Below are 21,748 nucleotides of genomic sequence, written 5' to 3' on the forward strand. Positions count from 1 at the left end.
GGCCGGCGATCACGCCGTGGACCCCGGCGAAACCGCCGGCACGTGCACCGTCTCCACCCGCGAGGCCACCACCCGCTCCTGCTCCCGCCGCTGCGCGCGCGTCCGCAGCCGCAGGATCTGGGACAGGCCGAGCGCTTCCAGGACGAAGACGGAGCAGAAGGCGAGGCGGTAGTCGTCCCCGGTGGCGTCGAGCAGGACGCCCACGGCCAGCAGCGTGGTGATGGAGGCGACGAAGCCGCCCATGTTGACGATGCCGGAGGCGGTGCCCTGGCGCTCGGGCGGGTTCGCGGGGCGGGCGAAGTCGAAGCCGATCATCGAGGCGGGGCCGCACGCGCCGAGCACGACGCATTCGGTCACGAGCAGCCACATGGGGGCGTGGGCGCCGGGCCAGCCGGCCACGGCGGCCCACAGCAGCGCGGTCGCGCCGACCGTGCCGAGCGCGAGCGGCAGCCGGGCCGCGTGGTGGCGGGCGATGATCTGCCCGTAGACGAGCCCGACGGCCATGTTGGAGAGCACGATCACGGTGAGCAGCAGGCCCGCGGTCTCCCGTGCGAGGTCCTCCGCCTCGACCAGGAACGGCATGCCCCACAGCAGCAGGAAGACCATGGCCGGGAACTGGGTCGTGAAGTGCACCCACATGCCGAGCCGGGTGCCGGGTTCGCGCCACGCCCGCGTGATCTGCTGCCGGACGGAGCCCCTGCCGCCTGCGTGCGCGGCCGGCGGCGGTTCGTGGCCCGCCGGGTGGTCCTTCAGGAACAGCAGCGTCAGGAGCAGGACGAGGACGCCCGCCGCCGCGCTGCCGCCGAACGTGGCGGTCCAGCCGGCGCCGTGCAGCAGCCGGGCGAGGACCGTCGTGGAGACGAGGTTGCCCGCCATCCCGAACAGCGCCGCCACTTGCGCGATCATCGGGCCGCGGCGGGCGGGGAACCAGCGCGCGCCGAGCCGCAGCACGCTGATGAACGTCATCGCGTCGCCGCAGCCGAGGAGGGCGCGGCTGGCGAGGGCCGTGCCGTACGTGTGGGAGAGGGCGAAGGCGAGCTGCCCGGCGGTGAACAGGACGGCGCCGAGCGCCAGCACCTTCTTCGTGCCCAGCCGGTCGACCATCAGGCCGACGGGTATCTGCATGCCCGCGTAGACGAGCAGCTGGAGTATGGAGAACGTCGACAGCGCGGACGCGTTGATGTGGAAGCGCTCGGCGGCGTCGATGCCGGCGACGCCGAGGCTCGTACGGAAGATGATGGCGACGAAGTAGACCCCGACGCCCAGCCCCCAGACGGCGACCGCGCGCCGTCCGCCGGGTGGGTCGCCGGGCAGCGCTGCGGCCCCCTGGCTCATCGGTGCTCCCCCACTCGTTGATCCCGCTCGTTCATCGGGTCCCGCCTCGGACGCTCATCGGGTCCCGCCTCGGACGCTCATCGGATCTCGCCCTGGGCGAGGTTGCGCACCCAGCTCACGTGCTGGTCGATGACGGCGACGGCGGCCTCGGCGTCACCGGCGCGCAGCGCTTCGAGGATCTCGGTGTGCTCGCTGTGGTTCTTGGCGATGCGGTCGGGGTGGGCGTGCATCACGGCCACCCCCATCCGCAGCTGGCGGTCGCGCAGCTGGTCGTAGAGCCGGGAGAGGATCTCGTTGCCGGCGCTGCGCACGATCTCGGCGTGAAAGGCGCGGTCGCTGACCGAAACCGCCGCCAGGTCGCCGGCGACGGCCTGGCGTCCCATGTCGTCGAGCAGCTCTTCCAGGCGGGCGATGAGCAGCGGGGAGGCGGGTACGGCCTTGGCCGCCGCGTACTTCTCGACGAGCAGCCGGGTCTCGACGACGTCGGCGATCTCCTGTGCGGAGACGGGCAGGACGAGGGCGCCCTTCTTCGGATAGAGCTTGATCAGCCCTTCGGCCTCCAGCCGGAGCAGGGCCTCGCGCACGGGGGTGCGGGACACCCCGACGGCCTCGGCCAGATCCCCCTCGGTGAGCAGCGTGCCGCCTTCGTAACGGCGGTGCAGGACGGCTTCCTTGATGTGCGTGTAGACACGCTCGGTGGCGGGAGGCTGCTTGGTCCGCTGGAGCGGCACGGGCGGGGCGATTGGCATGAACGCAGCTTAGATACAAGATATATACGCAGAAAGAGGGGGTCCGCGATCCGGACAACGGGCGTCCCGGGTTACGGCCCCGTCCAGCCGCCCACCCGGCAGGACTTAAGGCGCCGTCCAGCCGTCCGCGGGCGTGATGAAGACGAACCGCAGGTCAGGACGCTGTATGGGCAACAGCACATGACTCGTCACCCGTATCTCCCGCCCACCGTGGAAGGGCAGTTGCAGCCGGAACACGTCGCCGTCGCGGTGCTCGACCACATCGTGCTCCTCGGCCCAGATGCGCCGGCAGTCGGCGTCCGCGTCGAGGATGTCGCGGACGAGCGCGCGCAGTTCGGTGTGGGCGGGGTCGCTGTTGGCGGCGACGCGCAGCATGGCGAGGTACGTGCGGGCGCAGGCGTCCTCCCAGTCGAGCATCTGCTCGCGGGCCTCGGGGTCGAGCAGCGCCCAGCGCATCAGATTGGCGCCGGGCCGCCGCACCCAGGGAAACCACTCGGCCATGAGGGAATTCGCCGCGACGATATTCCAGGCCACATCGGAGAGATAGGCGGGATAGGACGTCTGCTGTTCGAGCAGGGCTTTGACGCCGTTCGGGAGATCGCCCCGTCCGGCGCCGGCTTCCCGGGACAGTTCACCGGGCGGGCGGCGGCCGCTCACCGCGAGAAAGAGCGTGAGCGTCTCGGCGTCGCTCAGCCGCAGTGCGCGGGCGACGCGGAGGAGGAATTGCTCGGAGAAGTCCTGCCGGCGGCCGGCTTCCAGCGCGCGGTACCAGCCCTCGCTGACCCCGGTCATCCGGGCCACGTGGGCCTGGGAGAGACGGCGTCCGGGGCGGGGGAAGACGCCGCGCAGCTCGGGGACGGCGCGTGCGTCGACGCGGGCCCGCCAGGCGCGGAGAAGGCGGCTGATGGATTCCCCATCCACGTGGTCGGCGCCGTCCACGCGTCCTCCAATTCCGACAGTGCAAGTGTCGGTCAATCTTAAGTAAATTGCCCCGCACGGGCTATTCCTGCAGCTGACCCGGCAGGGATTCCCGAGGCCGCTCCGCATCACGACGGGGGCCCGGACGCCATGCTCTCTCCTCGCTGGAGGGGGGTGAGGAGGGAAGCGTCCGGGCCTTTTGTCGTTTCTAGTTCAACTATTGGTTACGGCACTGGTTTCATTGCCAGGTGATCAGCCGCTGCGGGTCCTCCAGCACGGCCGCCGTGTCGGCCAGCACCTTCGAACCCAGCTCGCCGTCGACCAGGCGGTGGTCGAAGGACAGCGCCAGCGTCGTCACGTGCCGCGGCTTGACCTTGCCCTTGTGGACCCACGGCTGCAGCTTGACCGCGCCGAAGGCCAGGATCGCCGACTCGCCCGGGTTGAGGATGGGCGTGCCGGTGTCGACGCCGAAGACGCCCACGTTGGTGATGGTCACCGTGCCGCCGGACATGTCCGCCGGGCTGGTCTTCCCCTCGCGGGCGGTCGCCACCAGCTCGGACAGCGCCGTGGACAGCTCGGGGAGCGTCTTGGCACCGGCGTCCTTGATGTTCGGCACGATCAGCCCGCGCGGCGTGGCCGCGGCGATGCCCAGGTTCACGTAGCCCTTGCGGACGATCTCCTGGTTCTCCTCGTCCCACGACGCGTTGACGTCCGGGTTCCGCTTGATCGCGACGAGGAAGGCCTTCATCACGAGCAGGAGCGGGTTGACGCGCAGGCCCGCCATGCCGGGGTCGTCCTTGAGCTTCTGGACGAGCTTCATCGTGCGGGTCACGTCGACGGTGACGAACTCCGTGACGTGCGGCGCGGTGAAGGCGCTCGCGACCATCGCCTGGGCGGTGGCCTTGCGGACCCCCTTGACCGGAATCCGGGTCTCGCGCGCGGCCAGGTCCGCACCGGCCGCGGGAGCGCCCGCGACGGCCACCGGCTCCTCCGCGACCGGGGCAGTCGCGGCCGAGGCGGCGGCGTGGACGTCCTCGCGCGTCACGATGCCGTCGGCACCGGACGGGATGACGGAGGCGAGATCGACGCCGAGATCCTTGGCGAGCTTGCGGACGGGAGGTTTGGCGAGCGGACGAGCACCAACGGAGGCCGCCGGGGCCGGAGCGGCCGGCGCGGCCTTCTCGGCCGGAGCGGCGGCCGGCGCCGCAACCGCACTCCCGTTGAGCTCCGCCTGTATGGCGGCGGACACCGGGGCGGCCGCCTGCTGCGCGGGCTGCTTGCGCGCGCGCCGCTTCGTGGAAGACGGCGCCGCCCCGTAACCCACCAGCACGGCCTGCCGCCCCTGCGGCTCCTCCTCCTCGGGAGCGGCCGTCTGCGCGCTCTCCGCCGGCGCCGCGGGACCGGCTCCGGGGTCCGTGTCGACAGAGATGATCACCTGGCCGACGTCGACCGTCGTCCCCTCGGGGAACCGCAGCTCGTGCACGACCCCGTCGAAGGGGATCGGCAGCTCCACCGCCGCCTTGGCCGTCTCGACCTCGCACACCACCTGGCCGTCGGTGACGGTGTCGCCGGCGGCCACGTACCACTTGAGGATCTCCGCCTCGGTGAGCCCCTCGCCCACGTCGGGCATCTTGAACTCGCGGAAGCGCTGGTCGTTCGCGGTCCTTGCAGTCATGGTCACGACTCTCCTCAAACCCCTCAGTACGCCAGCGCGCGGTCGACGGCGTCGAGCACCCGGTCCAGACCCGGAAGGTACTCGTCCTCCAGCCGGGACGGCGGGTAGGGCGCGTGATATCCGCCGACCCGCAGGACCGGGGCCTCCAGGTGGTAGAAGCAGCGCTCGGTGATCCGGGCGGCGATCTCCGCACCGGTGCCCAGGAAGACCGGGGCCTCGTGGACGACGACCAGCCGGCGGGTGCGCTCGACGGACGCCTGGATGCCGTCGAAGTCGATGGGCGACATCGAGCGGAGGTCGAGGACCTCCAGGGACTTGCCCTCCTCCTCGGCCGCCGCGGCGGCCTCCAGACAGGTCTTCACCATCGGGCCGTACGCGGCGAGGGTGAGGTCCGTGCCCGGGCGGGCCACGCGCGCGGCGTGCAGCGGGCCGGGGATGGCCTCCGTGTCGAGCTCGGACTTGTCGTGGTAGCGGCGCTTGGGCTCGAAGTAGATGACCGGGTCGTCGCTCTGGATGGCCTGCTGGAGCATCCAGTAGGCGTCCGAGGCGTTCGACGGGGAGACCACCTTCAGGCCCGCGACGTGCGCGAACAGCGTCTCGGGCGACTCGCTGTGGTGCTCGACGGCGCCGATGGCACCGCCGTAGGGGATGCGGATGACGACCGGCAGCTTGATCTTGCCGAGCGCGCGGGCGTGCATCTTGGCGAGCTGGGTGACGATCTGGTCGTACGCGGGGAAGACGAAGCCGTCGAACTGGATCTCGACGACGGGGCGGTAGCCGCGCAGGGCCAGGCCGATCGCGGTGCCAACGATGCCGGACTCGGCGAGCGGGGTGTCGATGACCCGCTCCTCGCCGAAGTCCTTCTGCAGGCCGTCGGTGACGCGGAAGACGCCGCCGAGCTTGCCGACGTCCTCGCCCATGACGAGGACCTTGGGGTCGTTCTCCAGCGCGGTGCGCAGCGAGGCGTTGATCGCCTTGACGATGGAGAGCTTCTGGGCGGTCATCAGTGGCTCTCCTCGGCGAACGAAGCCTGGTAGGCGGCGAACTGGGCGCGCTCCTCGTCGACGAGGGCGTGGCCGTCGGCGTAGATGTTGTCGAAGATCGCCATGTCCTCGGGGTCCGGCATGGTGCGGACGCGGTCGCGCACGTGCTTGGCGAGCTCGTCGGCCTCGGTCTCCAGGGCGGCGAAGAAGGCCTCGTCGGCGTGGCCCTCGCGCTCCAGGTAGGCGCGCAGGCGCGCGATCGGGTCCTTGGCCTCCCACAGCTCGCGCTCCTCGTCGCGGCGGTAGCGCGTCGGGTCGTCGGAGGTGGTGTGGGCGCCCATGCGGTACGTGAAGGCCTCGATCAGCATCGGGCCCTGGCCGGTGCGGGCCCGGTCGAGGGCGGCCTTGGTGACGGCGAGGCAGGCGAGGACGTCGTTGCCGTCGACGCGGACGCCGGGGAAGCCGTAGCCCTGCGCGCGCTGGTAGAGCGGGACGCGGGTCTGCTTCTCGGTGGGCTCGGAGATGGCCCACTGGTTGTTCTGGCAGAAGAAGACGACCGGGGCGTTGTAGACGGCCGCGAAGGTGAACGCCTCGGCCACGTCGCCCTGGCTGGAGGCGCCGTCGCCGAAGTAGGCGATGACGGCGGAGTCGGCGCCGTCCTTGGTGATCCCCATGGCGTAACCGGTCGCGTGCAGGGCCTGCGAGCCGATGACGATGGTGTAGAGGTGGAAGTTGTTCTCGTTGGGGTCCCAGCCGCCGTTGTTCACACCCCGGAACATGCCCAGCAGGTTGGTGGGGTCGACCCCGCGGCACCAGGCCACGCCGTGCTCGCGGTAGGTCGGGAAGACGTAGTCGTCCGGGCGCGTCGCCCGGCCGGAGCCGATCTGGGCGGCCTCCTGGCCCAGCAGGGAGGCCCACAGACCCAGCTCGCCCTGGCGCTGCAGGGTGGTGGCCTCCGCGTCGAACCGGCGGGTCAGCACCATGTCCCGGTACAGGCCGCGCAGTTCCTCGGCGGAGAGGTCGATGGAGTAGTCGGGGTGCTCGACCCGCTCGCCCTCCGGCGTCAGCAGCTGTACGAGCTCGGGCTCGCCCGCCGCCTTGGCGGTCTTGGCGCCGGCGCGCTTGCTGCCGCCGCGGCGCGGCTTGCGCGCGGCAGTGCTGTCCACAGTCACGTGTGCTCCTCCGTCAGTCCGGCCCCCGGGGTCGCCGGCGGCCAGAGGGGGTTCCTCCGCCGTGAGGCAGGGGAATGCTCGCTCGATCCCCGACGGCACACGGGGTGGGTGTGCCGAGGCCGGAACCGGGCGTGACAGGCGCCCCGGCGAAAGGCCTGCAATAAGCACGTTACCCAGAAGGCCGCATTCCTGCGAAACCCCGCCTGACCTGCAATTTTGCTTGGATTTCCAAGTAAATCGAGAAAGCGGGGCGACGCTCCTGGTCACGACCTTGTGAGCACAGCCCGTGCGGGCTGCCGGAACGACGGCACGTTATCCCGGAGGACAAGAGCAGGGGAAGACTCGGTGTGTGAGACTGGCACTGTGCCCGAACAAGGAAAAATCACGGTATTTCTGCTCGACGACCACGAGGTCGTCCGGCGCGGGGTGCACGAGATGCTGGCCGGAGAGGCCGACATCGAGGTCGTCGGGGAGGCCGGGACGGCCGCGGACGCCCTGGTGCGCATTCCCGCCACGCGGCCTGACGTGGCTGTTCTGGACGTTCGCCTTCCGGATGGCAGCGGCGTAGAAGTCTGCCGGGAAATCCGTTCACAGGACGAGCAGATCAAATGCCTGATGCTCACCTCCTTCGCCGATGACGAGGCACTCTTCGACGCGATCATGGCGGGCGCCTCCGGCTACGTACTGAAAGCAATTCGTGGCAATGAGTTGCTCGCCGCCGTACGGGACGTGGCGGCCGGGAAATCCCTGCTCGACCCGGTGGCGACGGCGCGGGTGCTGGAGCGGCTGCGCGACGGCAGGGCGCCCAAGGGCGACGACCGGCTGGCGAGCCTGACCGACCAGGAGCGCCGGATCCTGGACCTGATCGGCGAGGGCCTGACCAACCGCGTGATCGGCGAGCGGCTGCACCTGGCCGAGAAGACGATCAAGAACTACGTCTCCAGCCTCCTCTCCAAGCTGGGCATGGAGCGGCGCTCCCAGGCGGCGGCGTACGTGGCGCGGCTGCAGGCCGAGAAGCGGTGAATCTACGGTAAACCGGTGATTCGGGACCAATGTCCTGCGCCATAGGGGCGGGTGCCCCTATGGACGGGTGGGACAGGCGTGCACAGTGGTGCCATGCTCTCCGCGCATCCCGACCGACACCGAGCCCTCGAACTGCTCGACCGCACCCCCTACGGCCGTCTCTCAGTCAGCATGCGCGCACTCCCCTTCGTCACCGTCGCCCGCCACATCGTCTCCGGTCGGAGCGTCCTGCTCCGCCTCCACGGCGACTTCGGGTACGCACAGGCCTGCGACGGCAACGTCGTCGCGTACGGCGCGGACAACCTCAACGACCGCCGCGAGGGCGACGAGGACGTGTGGACCGTCCAATTCGTCGGCACGGCACGCCTCTTCCTCCCCTCCGGGGAGGACCTGGAGCGCTTCGGGCGGCCGCCCCGCACGGCGGACACGGCCCCCTTCCGTCCCGAATACCTGTGCATCGAACCGCAGTTCACCACCGTGCATCACCTCGAAGGGGTCCCCGCGCGACAGGCCGCGCACTCAGCGTGATTTAACATTTGGGACGTGCCACGCTCACTTGTCACCGATGCCCCGCCCGACACCGGACCCGACATCGGCCCCGACACCGGCACCCTGCACACACTGCTGCGCCGCTACGACCGGGCCGGCGAGCCCGTCTCGTGCGTCCCCCTGACCCAGGGCCTGCTCAACCGCGGCTACCGCCTCACCACCACCCGCGGCGCCTTCTTCCTCAAGCACCACCTCGACGGCGACCAGGCCGCCATCGCCCGCCAGCACGGCGTCACCCTGCGCCTGGCCGCCCTCGGCCTGCCCGTCGCCCCGCCCGTGGCCCGCGCCGACGGCACCACCGTCACCGTCCTCGGCGGCCGCTGCTACGCCCTGCACCCCTGGGTCGACGGCCGCCACCGCGACGGGGGAGAGCTGACCCTCGCACAGTCCCGCAAGCTCGGCGCGCTGCTCGGCCACGTCCACACGTGCCTGGCGAAGGTCTGCCGGGAGGAGACCCCCGACGGCCCGCTCACGCCCCTCGCCCCCGCAGAAGGCCCTGAAGGGGCCTCTGAGGGCCCGGGAGGGCCCGGGAGGCCCGAAGACGCGTCCGCCGACCCCCAGGACACGTACGCCCTCATCGAGGAGCTTCTCGGGCTCGTCCGCCGGGGCGGGGGCAGCCGCCCGCGCGACTCCTTCGACGAACTCGCCGAGCACCGCCTGATCGAGCGCCGCGCCCTGCTGGAGCGCCACGCCCACCGCCGCCCCGCCGACGGCACCGCGCCCGGCTGGGTGCACGGCGACTTCCACCCGCTCAACCTGCTCTACCGCGGCGGCGAACCCGCCGCGATCGTCGACTGGGACCGGCTCGGCGTGCGGCCCCGCGCCGAGGAGGCCGTCCGCGCCGCCGTCATCTTCTTCCTCCGGCCCGACGGCACGCTCGACCTCGCGAAGATACGCCCCTACGCGCGGGCGTACCGGCGGGCGAGCGGCGCCGGCCCCGCCGAACTCGGCGCCGCCGTCCACCGCGTGTGGTGGGAACGGCTGAACGACTTCTGGATGCTGCGCTGGCGCTACCAGCGGGGCGACCACCGCGCGGACCCCGGCTTCCCGGCGTCGGCGGCTCTGACGGTGTGGTGGACGCGGTCGTACGAGGCGGTGCGGGACGCGTTCACGGACTGATCCGACTGATCCGACTGATCCGGTCCCGGAAAGCCTGAGGGCACCCGATGCGGAATCGGGTGCCCTCAAATGCGTGCGTGCTACCGGTTGCTTCCGGCCCGTGAGCCGGATCAGCCGCCCGTGACCGGGCCGGGACCGCTCTGACCGGTGGTGGTGCCGGTAGCACCGGTCTGACCGGTCGTGCTGCCCGCGGTGGTGCCGGTGCTGCCCGACTGACCGGCGGTGGTACCGGGCTTGTCGTCGCCGCCGGTGGACGGCTTCGTCGACGGGTCGGGCTTCGTCGACGGGTCGGGCTTGGTCGACGCGTCGCCGGACGGCGGGGCGGACGGCGGACGCGACTGGCGGTGCCGCCCGGTGCCCTCGTCCGTGTCCGTGGTGTCGTCCTCGCTGTCCGAGCCGCGCTGACGGCCCGTGTCGCCCGTGGTGCCGTTGCGGCCCGGGGAGGGGGACTTCTGGGCGTCGGGGCTCTCGGAGCCGGAGGGGCCGGGGGTGGACGGGCCGGTGGACGTCTTGTCCTTCGTCGTCTTGCCGCCCTGGCCGCCGCTCTTCTGGAACGACTGCAGCGCGTAGACGACGCCCGCCACCAGCACGATCGCCACCACGGCGGCGATGAGCAGCATCTTGCCCTTGCCGCCGCCCTGGCCGCGGCCGCCGTTGCCGCCGTAGCCGTCGAACCCGCCGTCGTCGCCGTGGCGCGGCGGCAGGATCGGCTGCTGCGAGGTGTTGCCGTGCGGCGCGTGCTGCATGGCGGTGGTGTGCTGGCCGCCGACGGCACCCATCACCTGCGTGGCGCCACCGGCGAGGTGGTCGATGGGGCCGGTGTCCCAGGCGCCGGTGTGGGCGCCCGCGTCGTGCAGCATCTGCAGCGCGTACTGCACCAGCCCGCGCATCTCCTCGGCGCTCTGGAACCGGTCGTCCGGGTCCTTCGCGAGGGAGCGCATGACGAGCCCGTCGAGCTCCGGCGGCACGCTGCTGAGGACCTGCGACGGCGCCACCGGCATGTCCTGGACGTGCTGGTAGACGACCGAGAGCGGGGTCTCGCCGGTGAACGGCGGACGCAGCGCCAGCAGTTCGTAGAGGAGGCAGCCGGTGGCGTAGAGGTCCGACCGGGCGTCGACGGTCTTGCCGAGGGCCTGCTCCGGGGAGAGGTACTGCGGCGTGCCCATGACCATGCCGGTCTGGGTCATGGTGGACGCCGCGCCGTGCAGGGCGCGGGCGATGCCGAAGTCCATGACCTTCACGGCGCCGCTGTTCGTGATGATCACGTTGGCGGGCTTGATGTCACGGTGGACGATGCCGTGCTGGTGGCTGTAGGCCAGCGCTTCCAGCACGCCCGAGACGATGATGAGCGCCTGCTCGGGCGGCGGGGCCTCGGCGTTGAGCAACAGGTCGCGAATGGTGCGGCCTTCAACCAGCTCCATGACGATGTACGGCACGACGTTGCGGCCGACGGTGTCCTCGCCGGAGTCGTAAACGGCGACGACCGCGTGGTGGTTGAGGCCGGCGACCGACTGTGCCTCGCGGGTGAAGCGGGCCTTGGAGACCGGGTCCTCGGCGAGGTCGGCGCGGAGCAGCTTCACCGCGACCGTACGGCCGAGGCGCACGTCCTCGGCGGCGAAGACCTCGGCCATGCCGCCGCGGCCCAGCCTGTGCGTGAGACGGTAGCGGCCGTCACCTACCAGCCCGCCATTACCCCACATTTCCGGCACATCGGGCATTCCGCCCTCGTTGGCGTCAGGGTCGGACGGACCCTGGGCGCTCTGCGTCTGTGCCATCAGTCCTCGCCGTCGTGTCTGGCCGCGTCGCGCGGAAGGCGCTGCGGTGGGAAAACGGTCTTCCGCTAAGGCACGCTACAGGTTCCGCGGCGCGCGCCGGTCCGGGATGGACGCGCTATCAAACCCGTACGGCCCTCGGCAAGGCAAATCTCGTGACGGCTTGTCGCGCATCCCGTCACGGAACGGGCACGCGGCTTGACGTGCCCGCGGCCTGGGGCAGACTTGGCCGAGATATATCGACAGAGTCGAAACGTATGCCACTGCCGGCGCGGTGGCACCTCGTAGCCGGGCAGTGCGCCCAAGGGGGAAGTAGAACGATGAGCCAGGACGGCGCACAGGGCCGCTACGCGGGCCGCTCTGTCGGTGGCGGCCGCTACCAGCTCCGGGACCTGCTGGGCGAGGGCGGGATGGCCTCCGTCCACCTCGCCTACGACTCCGTCCTGGACCGTCAGGTCGCAATCAAGACGCTCCACACGGAGCTCGGCCGGGAAGCGTCCTTCCGCGAGCGGTTCCGGCGCGAGGCCCAGGCCGTCGCCAAGCTCACACACACCAACATCGTCTCGGTGTTCGATACGGGCGAGGACGACCTGGACGGGTCGACCATGCCGTACATCGTCATGGAGTACATCGAGGGCCAGCCGCTGCGCTCCGTCCTCGACGCGGACGTGGCGCAGTTCGGCGCGATGCCGACCGACAAGGCGCTGAAGATCACCGCCGACGTGCTGGCGGCGCTCGAGGTCAGCCACGAGATGGGCCTGGTCCACCGCGACATCAAGCCCGGCAACGTCATGATGACCAAGCGCGGCGTGGTCAAGGTGATGGACTTCGGCATCGCCCGCGCCATGCAGTCCGGCGTCACGTCGATGACGCAGACCGGCATGGTCGTCGGCACCCCGCAGTACCTCTCCCCCGAACAGGCCCTCGGGCGCGGCGTGGACGCCCGCTCGGACCTGTACTCGGTCGGCATCATGCTCTTCGAGCTGCTGACCGGGCGGCTGCCGTTCGACGCGGACTCACCGCTGGCCATCGCCTACGCGCACGTCCAGGAGGAGCCGGTCGCTCCCTCCTCGATCAACCGCTCGATCCCGCCGGCGGTCGACGCGCTCGTCGCCCGGGCTCTGAAGAAGAACCCGAACGAGCGCTTCCCGAGCGCCGAGTCCATGCGCGACGAGTGCGCGCGGGTCGCGGGCACGGCACAGGCCGCGCCCTCGCCGATCATCATCGCGGGCGGTCCGCCGGCGCGCAGCGGCGCGGGCGTCGGCTCGGCGGTCTTCCCGCCCGTCGACCAGCAGGCCCCCGCGCCGGGCCCTGGGGGCGTCCAGACGCCCTACCAGCCCCCGGCGGCCCCCGGGCCCTACAACGGCGGCTACGGGCCCTCCTCGGGCGCTCAGCAGGCCGCTGGGGGGTACCCGACGCCGGTGCAGTCCTTCCAGGCCGGCCCGGGCGGCCCCAGCACGCCCCCGCCGTACTCGACCGGCGCGTCCACCTCGGTCGGTTCGCCCTCGGGCGGCGGCAAGAGCAACAAGGGCGTCATCATCGGCTCGGCGGTCGTGGCCGTCCTCGCGGTCATCGGCGTCATCGCCGCGATCACGCTGACCGGCGGCGACAAGGACAACGAGGCGGGCAGCGGCGGCACCACCGGCGGGCAGAGCCAGGCCCCGGCCACCGGCGCCCCGGCCCCCGGCGGCGGCACGACGTCCGGCGGCACCACCACGAGCGGTGGCGGCACGACGGCGGGCGGCAGCACCGGCGGCACGCAGAGCAAGCACAAAGAGGGCGACAAGTCCAAGACCATCGACCCGGCGAAGTGCACCAAGGCCTACGAGTACTACAGCGACAAGTCGAAGAAGTCGGCCCCCGACTTCCGCTACATGTACATCGACTCCGTGAAGTCGTGCCTCCAGGCCGCCGGCTGGAAGTACCGGATCGACGTGTCGTCGGAGAACACGTGGGGCAAGGGCACGGTGCTCAACCAGGTGCCGGCCGCGGGTGACCCGTTCGACCCGAAGTCGCCGTCGGACCAGTTCGTGCTGACGGTTTCGACGGGCGACCCGGCTTCGTAAGGCTGTTGTTGTGCGTGTGGGCGGTACGGCCAGTCCCGACCTACCGGCCACCCCCCCCCCCGGGCGGCCCCGGAGTGCGCACATGTCACTCCGGAGCCGCCCATGTCAGCCCCTTACGGGTTGAGGCACGACGTCAGTCGTTGACGCAGGTGTTGCCGAACGTGGGGTTCAGCAGGCCCACGACGTTGATCGAGTTGCCGCAGACGTTGACCGGCACGTGGACCGGGACCTGGATGACGTTGCCGGAGACCACGCCGGGCGAGTTGACGGCAGCCCCCTGGGCCTGACCGTCCGCAGCGGCAAGGCCAGCACCCGCGAGCACGAGACCACCGGTAACGGCCGCGGAAGCGACGACCTTCTTGATCATGGATTCCTCCTTGTTGGCAATGCGGTCCCAGCCGCGGACCGCACACCTGTAACGACGAGGAGGTAATCGGGCTACGCAACCCTAGAATCATTCACTCGTTACGGTTAACTCGGCACAAATTTACGGAGTTTAGCCCCCGGTTCAGCACTGATCGAGGAAGCGATCGAGAACCCGTGCGCCGAACTTCAGCCCCTCCAGGGGCACTCGTTCGTCAACGCCGTGGAACATGCCCGCGAAGTCCAGCTCCGGCGGCAGCTGCAGCGGCGCGAAACCGAAGCACCGGATGCCCAGGTCGTCGAACGACTTCGCGTCCGTACCGCCCGAGAGCATGTACGGCACGGCGCGCGCGATCGGGTCCTCCGCCTTCAGCGCCGACTGCATCGCGTCGACCAGCTTGCCGTCGAAGCTCGTCTCCAGCGCCTTGTCCGCGTGCACGTCCTCGCGCTTGACCCGCGGCCCGAGGATGCGGTCGAGGTCGGCGAGGAACTCCTCCTCGTACCCCGGCAGGAACCTTCCGTCCACGTGCGCCGTGGCCTGCCCGGGGATCACGTTGACCTTGTACCCGGCGCCGAGCATCGTCGGGGCCGCGGTGTTGCGCAGCGTGGTGCCGATCATCTTGGCGATGCCGCCGAGCTTGGCGAGCGTCGTCTCCATGTCCTCGGGGTCGAGCGGGGTGCCGAGCGCGTCGGAGAGCTCGTCGAGGAAGGACCGCACGGTCTTGGTCATCCGGACCGGGAACTCGTGCCGCCCGAGCCGGCCGACCGCCTCGCACAGCTCGGTGATCGCGTTGTCCTTGTTCGTCATCGAACCGTGGCCCGCGGTGCCCTCGACCGTGAGCCGCATCCAGTGCATGCCCTTCTGGGCGGTCTCGATCAGATAGAGGCGCAGGTTCTCGTTGACCGTGAAGGAGAAGCCGCCGACCTCGCCGATCGCCTCCGTCACGCCCTCGAAGAGCCCGGGGTGCTCGTCGACCAGGTGCCGCGCGCCGTAGACGCCGCCGGCCTCCTCGTCGGCCAGGAAGGCGAGCACCACGTCCCGCGGGGGCTTGCGGCCCGTGCGCATGCGGTCGCGGACGACCGCGAGGGTCATCGCGTCCATGTCCTTCATGTCCACGGCGCCGCGGCCCCACAGGCACCCGTCCGCGATCTCGCCCGCGAAGGGGTGGTGGGTCCAGTCGGCGGCGTTGGCCGGCACGACGTCGGTGTGGCCGTGGATGAGCAGGGCCGGCCGGGAGGGGTCCTCGCCCTCGATCCGCGCCACGGTCGACGCGCGGCCCTTGTGGGACTCGAAGATCTGCGGTTCGAGCCCGACCTCGGCGAGCTTCTCCGCCACGTACTCGGCGGCGGCGCGCTCGCCGGGCCCGGAGTGGTCGCCGTAGTTGCTGGTGTCGATCCGGATCAGATCGCGGCAGAGGTCGACGACCTCGTCCTCGCCGCCCCTGCCGCCGCTGCCCGCCCCGGCCGGCTTCGACTCGCTCACGCTGCCTCCTCCTGGTTCGCTGCCGCGGCCCGCCCGGCTGGGGCGGTCCGCGGCGTGGGTCCTCGGCCATCCTCTCTCTCCGCCCGCCCCGGCCCAAGGCCGCAATGCGCCCGACATGCGCCCTTCACACTCCCCCGGGCCGCCCCCACCGGGCACGTGATCGAGCACCCCCGGATCTTTGGTATTGTTTTCCTCGTCGGAAGGGCAGCGGCCCGGAAGGCAAAACACCTGGTCCGGGTGGCGGAATGGCAGACGCGCTAGCTTGAGGTGCTAGTGCCCTTTATCGGGCGTGGGGGTTCAAGTCCCCCCTCGGACACCAGCTGAGACCCCACTTCACGTGGGGTTTTCTGCTTTTCTGGGGCGCGGCGTGACCAACCACGTGACCAACGGCCCAGAGAGTTGCCTGGTCAGACCAGGGATGAGAGGCCGAGCCTGTTGGCTCCGGAGGCGGCGAGCTTCCGGGCTCCGTTCTTCCTGCTGTGGCCATAGCGGGCCATCGTGTAGCCCGGCGAGTGGTGCCGGACGTTGGCGGAGACCTCTACGGGGTTCTCCCCGGCCTCCAGATCGTTCGTGACCTTGCTGTGCCTCCAGTCGTGAATGCGGAACTCTTCGGGGAGCTTCAACCGGGTGCGCAGGGTGCGCCACCGCGCCGAGACCTTCTCGGGGTCCTGCGGTCCTCCGGCTTCGCCTCGGTAGAGCTTGAAGCCGTCGCGTGCGAACACCAGGTCATGGTCCGTCCACGCGGAGCCGAGGCGTTCGCGCTCCGCCTCTTGGCGCTCCTTCTGCCACTTGAGGACGTTCATGACGGACTGATCGACATGGATCTGGGCGTTGGCGTTGCCGTCTTTGGTGAGCTTGCGGAGCCGGTACGTGTTGCCCTCCTCGACCACGACCCAGCCCAGTTCGATGGAGCCCTCTGCCCAGTTGATGAGGGACCACTTCATCCCCAGGGCTTCACTGCGCCGCACTCCGGTGGCGGCGTAGACGGTCCACAGCGGAGCATCCCTCAGGCAGTGATGGGTCAGGCCGCCGTCGCAGGCCCGGTTACCGCAGGGCTCCCACACCGAGGACAGGAACCGGGCGGTTCCGTCGTCGTCCAGGGTGGGGAAGTCGCGTTCCTGTGCTCGGATTTCCCGGCCTGTGGGCGGGTTGGCCGTGGCGGCCGGGTTGGTCGGTATCAGCTTGGGCACGGCTGCGCCGAGGGCGCCGGAGAGGATGTTGTGCACGTGCCGGACGCTCTTGGCGCCGAGCGGCTTGCCCTTGTTGGTGGGGCAGGGTGCGGTTTCCAGCATCCGGTACAGGTCGTCCAACGTGTCGTCGGTGACCTCGGTCAGCTTCATGCCGCCGATGTGCGGTTTGACGTGCAGCCGGATCTTGGTTTCGTACCCGGCCACGGTCGTCCCCTCCTTCCTTAGATTGCTGTGCCAGCGGTCGAGCCATGCCCCCAGCGTCATGTCCGAGCGAGGTGCGACCTTCCCCGCCTCATAGTCGGTGTGCCAGTCGCGAAGCGCCTTCTCCGCTGCGGTCTTGGTCTTGTAGTCCCTGCCGATCCAATAGCGCTCCTGCTTTCCGGTTGCCTTGTTGAAGTGGAGGGGTGTGCGCACGCCCCAGGTGTTCGGCCGCCCCGTCCGCTTGATCTCCACGGGGGTGCCGCCGAGTCCGTTTCCACGCTTTGCCACGGGTAGTGGTGCTCTCTCTGTCGGGTCCGCCGGTCGGCGCGTGCCATACCGGGCCGGTGCGTCGCTCCGGCGCCCTCAGTTTGATCACGATCCACCACCTTTAGTCAACTGATGGTGGTCCACCATCCGTGGTACGGTTCTGGCATGGAAGCAGATGAGAGCGGGTTCGAGATCACCCAGCACCAGGGCGCGTGGGACATCCGCATGTGGTGGCCGAGCGGGCCGGTGACGGGCGGCCCGCAGCGCATCACCATCGAGAAGGCCGAGGAAGCGCCAGCGCGCGACGTGGCGCGCGGGATCTCCACTACCGTGCTCCGCAGACTCGACCTCGCGGGCGCGGTCAAAACGGCACACGACGCCGCCCCCAACCTTGAAGGCAAGGCTCGGGAGATCACGGAGACGATTGAGGAAGCAGGGAAGACGGCCGGGCGGCTGCTCGCCCTCGAAGGGGTCTCAGCTCCCTATCTGGTCATGCTGTCGGCCGTGTACGTCCAGATGGCGAGCATCGGCGCGCGTCGTCCCGTCGATTGGCTGGCGCAGTTGATTGAGCGACGACCAGAGACCGTCCGGGACCACCTCAAGAAGGCTCGCAGGGACGGGTACTTGAGTTCGCTCGCGGGCAAGGCCGGCGGGGAGCTGACCGACAAGGCCACGGCCGTACTCGACTCCATGCCGGACATGGGGGAGCCCCAGTAGCCCCGTTCCTGCGTACCCATATCACCACGCCCCCGAGGCCATCGGGGGTTTTCTTTTCCCAGAAGGAGTTCAGAGCATGAGCATCAAGCAGATTCAGCGGGAGATCGCCGCCCTCGTAGGCCACGTGATCCCGGCAGACGATCAGATCACTCTTGCCCAGCACGCTCAGTTCATTGATGGGGAGCTGTGCTTTGACCGGGAGGGTGTACGCATTGTCGCCAAGTACGCCCCTGACCGTGAGGCCGCTACTGCCCTGATGCGGGACATCGAATCTCGCTGAACTCATCGCGCATCGAAGGCCGGGGTACCTGCCGCCCCGGCCTTTTCCATACCCGAAGGTATCTGAGGAGTCTCGCTCTTGCCGAAGCTGATGACCGTTAACGACGTTGCCGAATACCTGGATGTCCCCAAGTCGTGGGTCTACAACAACCACAAGCGGGAGGGCATCCCCTTCAAGAAGGTAGGGAAGTCGCTTCGGTGTCGCCCGAACGACCTTAACCGCTGGCTGGATGCACAGGAGGTTAGGTGAGCTACCGCTTCGCCAAGGTCTATCGGCCGGAACACTCCAACCCTGCAATCGGCAGCGCCGGTCTCCATCTGGAAACACGTATGTGGTTGCTCGCGCTGGATCGGATGCAGCGCGGCGGACACTCGCCGCTGGGTTCCGGTGAGTTGGAGCTGATCCTGACCAAGGAGAACGGAGAGACCTACTACCCGAGCCGCTATCGGCAAGCCCGATGCAACCTGATTAACGCGGGATTGCTCGCGCCGTCTGCCTCGGCGCGTTGCTTGCTGATCCCGTCCACGGTGGCCGCGATGGACGCCCCCTCGAAGAAGAAGCGGGAGGAGTGCGCGACGCATGGGCACAACATCCCTTGGGATGGCGTCCACGGAGACTGGATGTTTGCGACGCCGGAGCAGGCGAGGCGCTGGGAAACCGAGTGCGACAACATCGCCAAGGGTGGCGCCGCGTTCCCCTCGGGCGAGTGGGCGCAGGGCGTCAGGTTCCGGGCCGAGGGGAGCGTTAACGAACTGACGGCCTCGGCCGCTTGATACCAAGGGCGATCCCTACGCCTCTTCTTAAATAGGAGGTTGAGGCCGGGGCGGGTTGAAGGAGCCCCGGAATGATATCCACTCAGACAGGCCGCCCCTTTTATGGGGGCGGCTTGCTTAGTTTGAAGTAGACCATCCCCGAGGCGGGTTGAGCCTCGGGAGTCACAGTGTTCTGGAACAGGCGGGCCCTCTCAGGGGGCCCGCTTGGCCATATCCAGACGCTGAACTCTCCGCCTGTCGGCGGTATTCGGATCTCCGGCCGGGGCCGTCGATGTGGTGGTCTTGCCTCAGCCTTGCTCCGCCGCTGCGTATTTCCCTCCCGGGCCGGGGGTGAGGGAGGGAAATTCCTCGCGTCAGAGCGCGGCTGCGGCCAGCGCGGCGAGCCCCTCTCCTCATGTCACGTGACCCCTTGCTGAGGAGAACAACCATGACCGACCAGAAGCCTATGAGTGTCCAGGAAGCCGTTAAGTCCGAGAACAGCTTTGCCATCTCGCAGATCGTTGCGTCAACAGCCCTTGACATGCTGGTGGGGTTCAAGGGCCTGGCCCACACCGTCCATCGAGACGCGGAGGAGGATTTCCGGGGCGGTGTCGGCACCAAGGTCCGTATCCGCCGCCCCGAGGTACTGAAGGCCGCCAACTTCAACGGCTCGGTAAATTCAATGGTCCAGCCGGTCAAGGAGACCACCATCGAGCTGGAGATCACCGACCATGCCCTGTCGGCGGTGGAGATCACCGACAAGGAAATGCGCTTCGACCTCTACACCTTCGAGCAGCAGATCACGCTTCCCCAGTCCGCGGGAGTCGGTGACTACCTGGAACAGAACATCGCCAACACGATGAATCAGCGGACCACCGAGGACGCGTCGGGCCTGATCACCATGAAGGCCACTCAGCCCCGGCACGCGATCATCGACGCGGGCACGGTCCTGGACAAGAGCCGTACAGCGGGCCGCCGTTGGCTGGCCGTCTCCCCGGACGTGAAGAACGTTCTGCTGAAGGACGACAACTTCTCTCAGGTGGCCCAGGCCGGAACGGATGAGACGCTGCGCGGCGGCATCATCGGCGAGGCGTACGGCTTCACCGTCGTCTACTCGCCCTACCTGGCCGACAAGACCGCCGTTGCCTACATCGGCTCGGCGTTCGCCATGGCCGTCTGCTCCCCGCCCTTGGTGCGAAGTGAGTTCTCCGCTACGGCTGGACATCAGGGCTACTCGATGCGCTGGCTGATGACCTTCAACGACGACAGCCTGAACCAGCGCTCCATCATGGACGCCTACGTAGGCTCGACCATCCTGGACGAGCGGCGCTCGGTCGGCATCAAGCTCACCTAACCCTGGATTAGTTCGGGCCCCTGCCGATAGGTGGGGGCCCGCTTCTGTTCACACTCCGTCGAGCAGCCGGCGCGCTGCTCGGTCACTCTCCGCCGATATAAACCGGAGGGCACCTCTATGCCCAAGATGCGTAACCCCAATTCCCCGCACTCCCGCTATCGGGAAGCGCAGAAGATTACCGCCCTGCCGCTCGAACATGATTTGCCCGTTCCTGACCTGCCGGAGGGCCGGGACTGGTCGGATCATGAGCGGGCGTACTGGAAAGAGCTGTGGGAGACCTCGCAGGCTTCACAATGGGATGACTCGACGGTCGGAATTGTTGCCGCCGCGGTCGTCTATTGGTCCGCCATTCTCGCCGGTACGGCGTCGAACACACAGCACATGGAATACCGGCATCTGACCAAGGGTCTTGGGCTCACTCCGGAAGGAATGCGCGCCCTTGGGTGGGTGATGGGAGATGAGTAAGAAGCTCGCTCGGCGTCGGGCCCAGTTGAATGTCAGTGCACCGCCTGAGCCTACTGGGCAGCAGGAGCACAGGGCGGGCGTTGAGTGTCGTCACGCCTGCTCAGAGTGCTGGTTGACCTGGTGCCTTCACGTCGCCTGGCTGGCCACAGGCGGGGCCGATGAGCCGTGGAGCGACGGCCGCCGCCACGATCCGGAATCGTGCTTCGAGTGCTGAAAATTGATTGGCAAGCATTCGATGGAAGGATGGCACCCCTGGTGGGTCCTATTCGATTAACCCAAAGCATTACCCCCACTCTTGAATTGAAATGGAAATGCGCGCTTGTGATATAGGTCACGCGCAATAGGGCTTGTTTCCGGGTGCTCGTGGTGCAGGATGGAATCAGTTCCGCAAGATTGAATGCGGCGGCCGTCAGAGACTCGCTCCGGCCACTTCTGAGACTTACTCGCTCCGCTCTCATCTAAGGATTCCGTGCCATGCGAAAGACCGTTCTCGTGCCTGTCGAGTACACGTACTGCGATGCTCATATTGCTCGTGACGGCTCAGAGGTGGAGGCGACCAAGACACTGGCTCTCGGGGACTCCACATGGCACCTCTGTCTTGAGCACAACGTCACCTTCGGCCGCTACCTCGTGGACGCTCTTGGGACACCGGAGGACGCTTCCGGCGAGCCTGCCTCCACGACCCCCGAGCCTGAGCCCGTGGCAGTCGTTGAGCCCGTGCCCGTGGCTGAGCCGTCGCCCGTCGTGGCGGAGCGCGATGCGGAGGGCGTGAGCGAGGAAGCGGCGAAGTCTGAGCCCATGCCTTCCGTGATGTTGGCGGGGGAAGTGCCGGGGTACGACTGGGAGTCGGCGCGTGATGCTGTGCGGAACGCTGGCTACGCGGTGGTGGGCCGGGCGGACGACTCCACCGTGTTGCTCATCCTGGGTGAGGGCGGCGAGCGCAACGGCCACAAGCTGGGGGACGCTCGGGAGCAAGGCATTCCGTGCATGGATGTGCGGAAGCCGGGACGGTTCAAGTCGGCTGTTCTCTCTGGTGAGTTCGTTGGTGGCGACCCGCTTCCCGAGCCTGCCAAGGTGGACCGCTCAGGGATGAGCGATCGGGAGCGTAACCGTGTGATCCGGGCATGGGCCCGCGAGAACGGTTGGCCCAGCCTCCCCGTGCAGGGGCGTGTCCCGATGCAGGTACGCCACGCGTACGAACTGGCCCACCGGGACGCATCCGAGGGAAAAGCGGCAGCGGCCTGAGCACCGCCCCCACCGTGCCGGGCGCTGAGTGCGCCCGGCCTCTCCGGCCAGAGGCCACCCAAGCAACCCT

At 69.1% G+C, this 21,748-nt stretch carries 21 protein-coding genes and 1 tRNA gene; 12 read left to right on the top strand and 10 right to left on the bottom strand.

Annotated features, from left to right (window positions below):
- Positions 1–9: 9 nt before the first annotated feature.
- The 6 genes from ACOTKD_RS34745 to pdhA form a co-directional block, all read right to left on the bottom strand.
- Positions 10–1,335 carry an MFS transporter gene (locus ACOTKD_RS34745; protein WP_424892981.1) on the bottom strand — a complete coding sequence of 442 codons (1,326 nt, stop codon included), beginning with the start codon at positions 1,333–1,335 and terminating at the stop codon, positions 10–12.
- A 77-nt stretch (positions 1,336–1,412) separates the two neighbouring features.
- Positions 1,413–2,084, bottom strand: a complete 672-nt coding sequence (locus ACOTKD_RS34750; protein ID WP_424892983.1) for a GntR family transcriptional regulator — start codon at positions 2,082–2,084, stop codon at positions 1,413–1,415.
- Between the two features lie 105 nt (positions 2,085–2,189).
- Positions 2,190–3,023, bottom strand: a complete 834-nt coding sequence (locus ACOTKD_RS34755) for a helix-turn-helix transcriptional regulator (RefSeq protein WP_424892984.1) — start codon at positions 3,021–3,023, stop codon at positions 2,190–2,192.
- A gap of 217 nt (positions 3,024–3,240) precedes the next feature.
- Positions 3,241–4,677, bottom strand: a complete 1,437-nt coding sequence (locus ACOTKD_RS34760; RefSeq protein WP_424892985.1) for a dihydrolipoamide acetyltransferase family protein — start codon at positions 4,675–4,677, stop codon at positions 3,241–3,243.
- Positions 4,678–4,700: 23 nt separating this feature from the next.
- Positions 4,701–5,681: an alpha-ketoacid dehydrogenase subunit beta gene (locus tag ACOTKD_RS34765; protein ID WP_364892622.1), complete on the bottom strand. Its 981-nt coding sequence runs from the start codon at positions 5,679–5,681 to the stop codon at positions 4,701–4,703.
- Entirely contained in the window at positions 5,681–6,832 is a 1,152-nt protein-coding gene (pdhA, locus tag ACOTKD_RS34770; protein ID WP_424892986.1) for a pyruvate dehydrogenase (acetyl-transferring) E1 component subunit alpha, read from the bottom strand. The genes ACOTKD_RS34765 and pdhA overlap by 1 nt, the downstream gene beginning before the upstream one ends.
- Before the next feature lie 363 nt (positions 6,833–7,195).
- Here pdhA and ACOTKD_RS34775 point away from each other — a divergent pair, with 363 nt between their 5' ends.
- The 3 genes from ACOTKD_RS34775 (at position 7,196) to ACOTKD_RS34785 (ending at position 9,523) form a co-directional block, all read left to right on the top strand.
- Positions 7,196–7,855 (top strand): response regulator, encoded by a 660-nt coding sequence (locus ACOTKD_RS34775; protein WP_106675582.1) that lies wholly within the window; start codon positions 7,196–7,198, stop codon positions 7,853–7,855.
- Between the two features lie 93 nt (positions 7,856–7,948).
- Positions 7,949–8,383 carry a pyridoxamine 5'-phosphate oxidase family protein gene (locus tag ACOTKD_RS34780; protein WP_424892987.1) on the top strand — a complete coding sequence of 145 codons (435 nt, stop codon included), beginning with the start codon at positions 7,949–7,951 and terminating at the stop codon, positions 8,381–8,383.
- 15 nt (positions 8,384–8,398) lie between these two features.
- Positions 8,399–9,523 (top strand): phosphotransferase, encoded by a 1,125-nt coding sequence (locus ACOTKD_RS34785; protein ID WP_424892988.1) that lies wholly within the window; start codon positions 8,399–8,401, stop codon positions 9,521–9,523.
- Positions 9,524–9,633: 110 nt separating this feature from the next.
- On the opposite strand, the gene ACOTKD_RS34790 is transcribed toward ACOTKD_RS34785, so the two are convergent.
- The gene (locus ACOTKD_RS34790) at positions 9,634–11,298 is read right to left on the bottom strand and encodes a protein kinase domain-containing protein (RefSeq protein WP_424892989.1); all 1,665 of its coding nucleotides are present in this window, start codon (positions 11,296–11,298) and stop codon (positions 9,634–9,636) included.
- Between the two features lie 317 nt (positions 11,299–11,615).
- Here ACOTKD_RS34790 and ACOTKD_RS34795 point away from each other — a divergent pair, with 317 nt between their 5' ends.
- Positions 11,616–13,361 (top strand): protein kinase domain-containing protein, encoded by a 1,746-nt coding sequence (locus tag ACOTKD_RS34795; RefSeq protein ID WP_424892990.1) that lies wholly within the window; start codon positions 11,616–11,618, stop codon positions 13,359–13,361.
- A gap of 133 nt (positions 13,362–13,494) precedes the next feature.
- Here ACOTKD_RS34795 and ACOTKD_RS34800 read toward each other — a convergent pair whose 3' ends face one another.
- Both ACOTKD_RS34800 and ACOTKD_RS34805 read right to left on the bottom strand, forming a co-directional pair.
- Positions 13,495–13,728 carry a chaplin gene (locus ACOTKD_RS34800; RefSeq protein ID WP_366088952.1) on the bottom strand — a complete coding sequence of 78 codons (234 nt, stop codon included), beginning with the start codon at positions 13,726–13,728 and terminating at the stop codon, positions 13,495–13,497.
- 141 nt (positions 13,729–13,869) lie between these two features.
- On the bottom strand, positions 13,870–15,207 hold the full coding sequence (locus ACOTKD_RS34805; RefSeq protein WP_424892991.1) for a M20/M25/M40 family metallo-hydrolase: 1,338 nt from the start codon (positions 15,205–15,207) through the stop codon (positions 13,870–13,872).
- Between the two features lie 231 nt (positions 15,208–15,438).
- On the opposite strand from ACOTKD_RS34805, the gene ACOTKD_RS34810 reads away from it, so the two are divergent.
- Positions 15,439–15,526, top strand: a tRNA-Leu gene (locus ACOTKD_RS34810).
- Positions 15,527–15,614: 88 nt separating this feature from the next.
- Here ACOTKD_RS34810 and ACOTKD_RS34815 read toward each other — a convergent pair.
- The gene (locus tag ACOTKD_RS34815) at positions 15,615–16,886 is read right to left on the bottom strand and encodes a site-specific integrase (protein WP_424892992.1); all 1,272 of its coding nucleotides are present in this window, start codon (positions 16,884–16,886) and stop codon (positions 15,615–15,617) included.
- A gap of 144 nt (positions 16,887–17,030) precedes the next feature.
- On the opposite strand from ACOTKD_RS34815, the gene ACOTKD_RS34820 reads away from it, so the two are divergent.
- The 7 genes from ACOTKD_RS34820 (at position 17,031) to ACOTKD_RS34850 (ending at position 21,678) form a co-directional block, all read left to right on the top strand.
- Positions 17,031–17,582, top strand: a complete 552-nt coding sequence (locus ACOTKD_RS34820) for a hypothetical protein (protein WP_424892993.1) — start codon at positions 17,031–17,033, stop codon at positions 17,580–17,582.
- Positions 17,583–17,658: 76 nt separating this feature from the next.
- The gene (locus ACOTKD_RS34825; protein WP_424892994.1) at positions 17,659–17,862 is read left to right on the top strand and encodes a hypothetical protein; all 204 of its coding nucleotides are present in this window, start codon (positions 17,659–17,661) and stop codon (positions 17,860–17,862) included.
- Between the two features lie 78 nt (positions 17,863–17,940).
- On the top strand, positions 17,941–18,111 hold the full coding sequence (locus tag ACOTKD_RS34830) for a helix-turn-helix domain-containing protein (protein ID WP_424892995.1): 171 nt from the start codon (positions 17,941–17,943) through the stop codon (positions 18,109–18,111).
- A complete protein-coding gene (locus ACOTKD_RS34835; RefSeq protein ID WP_424892996.1) occupies positions 18,108–18,635 on the top strand; it encodes a hypothetical protein in 528 nt (175 codons plus the stop codon). Before ACOTKD_RS34830 ends, ACOTKD_RS34835 begins: the two co-directional genes overlap by 4 nt.
- A 427-nt stretch (positions 18,636–19,062) precedes the next feature.
- Positions 19,063–19,968, top strand: coding sequence for a P22 phage major capsid protein family protein (locus ACOTKD_RS34840; RefSeq protein ID WP_424892997.1), 906 nt, complete (start codon positions 19,063–19,065; stop codon positions 19,966–19,968).
- Positions 19,969–20,085: 117 nt separating this feature from the next.
- Positions 20,086–20,433, top strand: coding sequence for a hypothetical protein (locus ACOTKD_RS34845; protein WP_424892998.1), 348 nt, complete (start codon positions 20,086–20,088; stop codon positions 20,431–20,433).
- Between the two features lie 474 nt (positions 20,434–20,907).
- On the top strand, positions 20,908–21,678 hold the full coding sequence (locus ACOTKD_RS34850; RefSeq protein ID WP_424892999.1) for an Lsr2 family DNA-binding protein: 771 nt from the start codon (positions 20,908–20,910) through the stop codon (positions 21,676–21,678).
- Positions 21,679–21,748: the final 70 nt, after the last annotated feature.

Origin of the sequence: Streptomyces sp. XH2 (genome assembly GCF_049725035.1) — a bacterium.
GTDB lineage: Bacteria > Actinomycetota > Actinomycetes > Streptomycetales > Streptomycetaceae > Streptomyces > Streptomyces roseoverticillatus.